Genomic DNA, 6118 nt, shown 5'->3' with positions numbered 1-6118 from the left:
CCGCGGCCATCGGGATCAGTTCACGCGCGCCGGGTGACGCCGCGATCGACCACATGCGCTGACCGACGGTGATGACCGAGCCGACCGCGAGCAACCACATCGCAACATGGATGGCCCACCACAGACCCAGTCCGGTCAATCCGGCCCCGACGAGCACGATGATGAGCCGGTCGGGTCGCTCGATGAGACCGCCGTCGCCGTCGAGGCCGGCAGCTTCGGCGCGGGCCTTCGCATACGAGATGACCTGAGAGGTCACCAAACAGATCAGGGTGGCGACGAAGAGCAGCTGGTGCGGGTGGGTCCAGGCACACCACCAGGCCAGTCCGGCGAAGATCGCGCCGTCGGCGATCCGGTCGCAGGTCGCGTCGAGCACCGACCCGAAACGGGTGCCACCACCGCGGGCTCGCGCCATCGCACCGTCGAGCATGTCGAACATCACGAACAGCCAGATGACCATCGTGCCCCAGAACAACTGCCCCATCGGGAACAGCGTCAGCGCCGCGGCCACCGAGGCCACGGTGCCGATGAGCGTCATCATGTCGGGGGTGAGTCCGGTGCGCAGCAACGCCCGCCCGATGGGCAGCGTCACCTTCGACACCGACGCGCGGCCCCGGATGCTCAGCACCGATGCGCTCCTTCTCCCCGATCGAGATTCACCGCTCGCCCCGCCCCTCACCGAGCCCTTGACCTGCACCGAACCGTTCCCACGCCTCCGCGAGGAGGTGACGGGTATCGCGCAGCAATTGCGGCATGACCTTCGCGCCGCCGACCACCGTGATGAAGTTCGCATCCCCCACCCAGCGCGGAACGATGTGCTGGTGCAGGTGTTCGGCCAACGATCCCCCCGCGGCGTAACCGAGGTTCAAACCGACGTTGAACGCGTTGGGGTTCGAGACCGACTTGATGGTGCGGATCATCCGCTGGGTGAAGGCCATCAGCTCGGCCGACTCCCCCGGCGTCAACGCCTCCAGGTCGGCGACCTGCCGATACGGCACGACCATCGTGTGCCCGGGGTTGTACGGGTACAGGTTGAGCACCGCGTAGACGTGCTCACCGCGCGCGACGATCAACCCGTCCTCGTCGGTCATCGTCGGGATGTCGAGGAACGGATGCCCGGTGGACTTGGTCGCCGGCGGGTCGGCGGTGATGTAGGTCATCCGATGCGGACTCCACAACCGCTGCAACCGATCCGGATCGCCGGTGCCGCAGTCCCGGATCTGCTCGTCGGTGCTCTGCTCGTTGGCGCTCGGCTGGTCGGCTCCGCGGTCCTCAGCCATCGTGGTCCCCACCCGCCCCGGCGGCGATGAGCTCACTGGTCGGCGAATCGTTGCGACGGGCGCCGATCCACTCGGCGATCGTCTCGACCGCCTGCGCCGTGGGCACGCCGTTGACCTGGGTTCCGTCGCGGAAGCGGAAACTCACCGCGCCTGCGGCGACATCGCGTTCGCCCGCGAGCAGCATGAACGGCACCTTTCCGGTGGTGTGGGTGCGGATCTTCTTCTGCATGCGGTCGTCAGAATAGTCGACCTCCGCGCGGATTCCGCGTTTCTTGAGGTCGTCGACGACGCCTTGCAGATGATCGGCGAAGGTGTCGGCGACCGGGATGCCGACCACCTGTACCGGCGACAACCACGCCGGGAACGCACCCGCATAGTGCTCGGTGAGTACGCCGAAGAATCGTTCGATCGAGCCGAACAACGCACGGTGGATCATCACCGGACGCTTCTTGGTGCCGTCCGGCGCGGTGTACTCGAGCTCGAAAAGCTCCGGCTCGAAGAAGTCGAGCTGCAGGGTCGACATCTGCCAGGTGCGGCCGAGTGCATCCTTGGCCTGCACCGAGATCTTCGGGCCATAAAAAGCCGCTCCGCCCGGATCCGGCACCAAGTCGAGTCCCGACGCCTCGCCGACCTCGCGCAGGGTCTCGGTTGCCTGTGCCCACAGCTCATCCGAACCGACGAACTTCTTGGGGTCCTTGGTCGACAACTCGAGATAGAAGTCGTCGAGGCCGTAGTCGGTGAGCAACTGCAGGACGAACTCCAGGGTGGTGGTCAGCTCTTCGACCACTTGCTCTTGCGTGCAATAGATGTGTGCATCGTCCTGGGTGAAGCCACGAGCACGCGTGAGCCCGTGAATCACGCCCGATTTCTCGTACCGATAGACCGAACCGAACTCGAAGAGCCGCAACGGAAGTTCCCGATAGGAGCGACCCCGGGACCGGAAGATCAAGTTGTGCATCGGGCAGTTCATCGGCTTGACGTAATAGTCCTGCCCCGGCTTTCGGACAGTACCGTCCTCGTTGTACTCGGCATCGAGGTGCATAGGCGGGAACATGCCGTCGGCGTACCAATCGAGGTGCTTGGAAACCTCGAATAGGTGCCCCTTGGTCAGGTGTGGCGTATTGACGAACTCGTACCCCGCCGCCACGTGACGGGCCCGGGAGAGGTCCTCCATCTCCTTGCGGATGATCCCACCCTTGGGGTGGAAGACCGGGAGGCCGGAACCGAGCTCATCTGGGAAGCTGAACAGGTCCAGTTCGGCGCCGAGCTTGCGGTGATCGCGTTTCTCGGCCTCGGCGAGCATCTTCAGGTACGCGTCCTGCGCCTCTGCAGACTCCCAGGCGGTCCCGTAGATGCGCTGCAGGTCGGCGTTGTCCTGATCGCCGCGCCAGTAGGCCGCCGAGCTGCGGGTGAGCTTGAACGCCGCGATGTACTTGGTGGTCGGCACGTGCGGACCACGGCACAAATCGCACCAGATGCGTTCTCCGGTTCGGGGATTGAGGTTGTCGTAGGCGGTGAGTTCGGCGCCGCCGACCTCCATCACCTCACTGTCGGCGGCCGCGCCCTTGTCGTCGATGAGTTCGAGCTTGAACGGCTCGTTCGCCAGTTCCATCCGGGCCTCGTCCTTGGAGGCGTAGACCCGACGCGAAAACCGTTGGCCCGACTTGATGATCTGCTTCATCTTCTTCTCGAGGGCGGTGAGATCCTCGGGGGTGAACGGCTCGGCGACGTCGAAGTCGTAGTAGAAGCCGTCCTTGATGGGCGGACCGATGCCGAGTTTGGCGTCGGGGAACAGTTCCTGCACGGCCTGCGCGAGGACGTGGGCGGTCGAATGCCGGATCACGCTGCGACCGGCTTCGGTGTCGGCGGCGACGGGCTCGACGTCGGTGTCGAGTTCCGGGGTCCACGACAGATCGCGCAGGTCGCCGGCCGCGTCGCGGACGACGACGATCGCCTGCGGCCCCTTGTTGGGCAGATCGTGCTCACGCAGCGCGGTGCCCGCGGTGGTCCCAGCAGGCACACGGATCGTGGCTGGGTAACTCACCTTGAGATCGTCGGGCACGGCGAACGCTCCTCACACATGTGGCGGCACCGGTCGCCGGTGCCGCCGAATTATCGATTTCGTGGTCGATCGTATCCGCGCCGGGTACGCGGGCGTGCCGGAGGATGGGCCGCGGGTCACAGGATCGGGCTCTGGGCCCAGTCGGCGTGGACGTCGAACCATCCCGCGACCGTTCCGAACACGCCCAGCACCCACAGTGAGGCGAGCACCACCACACACGTGGCCAGCCCGAACATCCCCTGCACCGACCAGTGCCGGCGCTTCATCCACTCCAGCCAGGCGTCGTAGCGGCCGCGGGCGAAGCGCAGCAACCGATGCGCCCACTCGAACTCCGATGCGAGGATGCCTAGACCGAGGAAGACGATGAGCCAACCGGGCCCGGGGTACGGGATGGCGACGATGCCGCCGGCGAGAACGACCGCGCCGACCACGCCGACGCCGATCCGGTAGGTCAGATTCAGTCGGGGGTCGCGCCGGACGATGTAGCGGCGTTGCCGTCCCCAGATGCGAAGTCGTTCCCACGCCCGCACTGTCGGCTCCCGTCCTGCTCTGGTCGATCCCGATTGTCGGTTCGATCCGTGTGATCGCCGGAGTCGTCGTCGTCCGGCGTGCCGCCAGGGTACCGATCGATGTCGGGTTCGTCGGATACCGGGCGTCGGGAGAGGCCCACGACAAGCGTCACCGCAATGGTGACGAGCAGCACCGCGACGTAGGCACCCGAATAGAAGACGACGGCCGCACCGTCGTACCAATGCACGTTCGGCCAGCGCGGCATCATGAACACGCCGATTGCGATGGCGTGATCGGAACTCTGGTAGCGCCCGCTGGTCCACCAGTTGTACGACCAGGCGAACGTGGCGAGAACCAACGCGACCGGCAGGACCCACCACCACAGGCGCCGGCGGTCGGCGAGAGTGCCTCGGTAGGCCACGTCGATCGCGACGATCAGCAACGGCACGAACCACACCCAGTGGTGGCCCCACGAGAACGGCGATGCCGCCGCCGCGGTCATGCCGGTGATGGTCACCGACAGCAACCGCCAGCCCCGGCGATAGGCGAGGACCGCTGCGCACAGGCCCGCCACCACGACGATCGCGGCGACCGGCACCCACATCCACGTGGGTGCTTCGAACACGGTTCCGCCGTCGGCATACGGGTGACGGAAGTGGGTCGCACCGAAGTAGGCGAGCAACTGCGAGACGAGGCCGTTGATCGACTGGTTGGCCGGTGAATCGACGCGACCGACCCGGTCGGCCGATCCGAGGTAGGTGGTCCAGTAGTCGCGGGAGTCGCCCGGAATGACGACGAAGGCAACCGCGACGGTCACCGCGAAGCCCACGACCACCCCGATCGCGGCGCGCCAGCGACGCAGAGCGAGCAGATAGAGAACGAAGAATCCGGGGGTGAGCTTGATCCCCGCGGCGATGCCGACCCAGAACCCCCGGACGCGAGAGTTCGGGCGGTTCAGGTCACAGAAGACGAGGTCGGCGAGGATCAGGAACATCAGGAACACGTTGATCTGGCCTAGCCAGATCGTCGTGCGGACCGGTTCGAGCGCGGTGACGGCGATGGCCAGCAGCACCGACAACGTCCACAGTCGTGCGTCGGCACGGTAGCCCAGACTGCGGAATCCGAGGAGCACGGTGATCACCAGCACGACGCCGATTGCCGCCCACCACAACAGTTTTGCGGTGGCGAATCCGACCAGGGACAGCGGCGCGAAGAGCACCGCGGCGAACGGCGGATAGGTGAAGTCCAGATCGGCGATCAGCGAGTGATGGTAGAGCGGCGCCGCGGTGACGACGGTGTGGCCGCCGGCGCGATAGACCCGCAGGTCCACTCCGTTGTGCAACAAGCCGTAGAACGGGTTGTGCATCGGGATGACGGTGATCTGCCAGACGAACACCGCGATGGCCGCAATCGCGGCAAGACCGACCAGTCCCCACCCGACGGAGCGGGGTTGCCGCCCGACGAGGGTCGCGCTGCTCGGCATGGCTAACACCGTACGACGATCCTGGGCCGATCAGAGGACTGCGGGCCCGGACACGCCGACGACGTGAACGGGTTGGGAGGTCAGTCGAGTCGGCGGATCTCGCCGCCCGCGGCGTACGGGGACCATCCAGGATCGCCCAAGGAGGCGAACCGTACCCACGTGGCGTGCATGTCGTCGGCGATCCGCTGATCGGGTTCGGGGCCCACGAGCGCGTGCGCCTCGTCGAGGTGATCGAAGACGAAGGGGATCTCGACAGCATGACCGGCGCGGATGTCCCCCTGCGGGCTCTCGTATCCGAACTCGTAGAGATGGGTGGAGGCCGGCGCTCCCTGAGCACCGCCGCGCACCTCGGCGAGAGTGGTGGTCGGGCCGGAGAACGCGGCGCGGCTCAGAGCCTCGCTCAGCGCGTCGCCGGGGCTGACGCCCGCGTCGAGGCGGTTCCGCAGGAACTCGGCGCCACCGTCGGTCGAGCCGAGCATCGCCGCCGCCCCCTCCTCCGTGACCGCCGACGCCCCACCGGTGGCCACCATGAAGAACCGGAACTCGTCGGCGTTCCAGCCGGCCAGCAACGGCACCGAGGCGCCTGCGCCGGCCGCGATGGCGTCGACAGGCCGCGCGGTGAGCACGTCGCCGTCGATCACCGGGAACTGCGACATGATGCCGAGGCCGACCTTCACGATCGACTCGCCCCATATCTGCGGATCGGGGGCCAGCATGAGTTCGAGTGCGACCTGGGTCTGCGCCTTCAATAGTTCGTCGCCGGAGACCTGACCGAGCGCGTCGGCG

6 protein-coding genes are annotated in these 6118 nt (G+C 66.7%); all 6 read right to left on the bottom strand.

Annotated elements, in window-relative coordinates:
- Positions 1–625, bottom strand: a 625-nt coding sequence (pgsA, locus tag B1964_RS09330) for a phosphatidylinositol phosphate synthase (protein ID WP_079929580.1), incomplete at its 3' end; no start/stop codon positions are given.
- Positions 626–653: 28 nt separating this feature from the next.
- On the bottom strand, positions 654–1277 hold the full coding sequence (locus tag B1964_RS09325; RefSeq protein WP_079929581.1) for an HIT domain-containing protein: 624 nt from the start codon (positions 1275–1277) through the stop codon (positions 654–656).
- Positions 1270–3339, bottom strand: coding sequence for a threonine--tRNA ligase (thrS, locus tag B1964_RS09320; RefSeq protein WP_079929579.1), 2070 nt, complete (start codon positions 3337–3339; stop codon positions 1270–1272). The genes B1964_RS09325 and thrS overlap by 8 nt, the downstream gene beginning before the upstream one ends.
- A gap of 116 nt (positions 3340–3455) precedes the next feature.
- Positions 3456–3869: a TIGR02611 family protein gene (locus tag B1964_RS09315; RefSeq protein ID WP_079929578.1), complete on the bottom strand. Its 414-nt coding sequence runs from the start codon at positions 3867–3869 to the stop codon at positions 3456–3458.
- Positions 3797–5332 carry a glycosyltransferase 87 family protein gene (locus B1964_RS09310; RefSeq protein ID WP_253193935.1) on the bottom strand — a complete coding sequence of 512 codons (1536 nt, stop codon included), beginning with the start codon at positions 5330–5332 and terminating at the stop codon, positions 3797–3799. Before B1964_RS09310 ends, B1964_RS09315 begins: the two co-directional genes overlap by 73 nt.
- A gap of 80 nt (positions 5333–5412) precedes the next feature.
- A partial coding sequence (locus tag B1964_RS09305; protein ID WP_172398793.1) for a carboxylesterase family protein occupies positions 5413–6118 on the bottom strand: 706 nt, incomplete at its 5' end.

The sequence above is a fragment of the Gordonia sp. i37 genome (genome assembly GCF_002043085.1).
In the GTDB taxonomy this organism is placed as follows: Bacteria; Actinomycetota; Actinomycetes; order Mycobacteriales; family Mycobacteriaceae; genus Gordonia; species Gordonia polyisoprenivorans.
The sequence above is the reverse complement of the archived record's forward strand: the minus strand, read 5'-3'. Positions and strand labels throughout refer to the sequence as shown.

What these genes read in the sequence shown, in the direction of transcription:
- B1964_RS09325 (WP_079929581.1), bottom strand. Translation starts at nt 1,277, where the DNA reads ATGGCTGAGGACCGCGGAGCCGACCAGCCGAGCGCCAACGAGCAGAGC.
- B1964_RS09310 (WP_253193935.1), bottom strand. Translation starts at nt 5,332, where the DNA reads ATGCCGAGCAGCGCGACCCTCGTCGGGCGGCAACCCCGCTCCGTCGGG.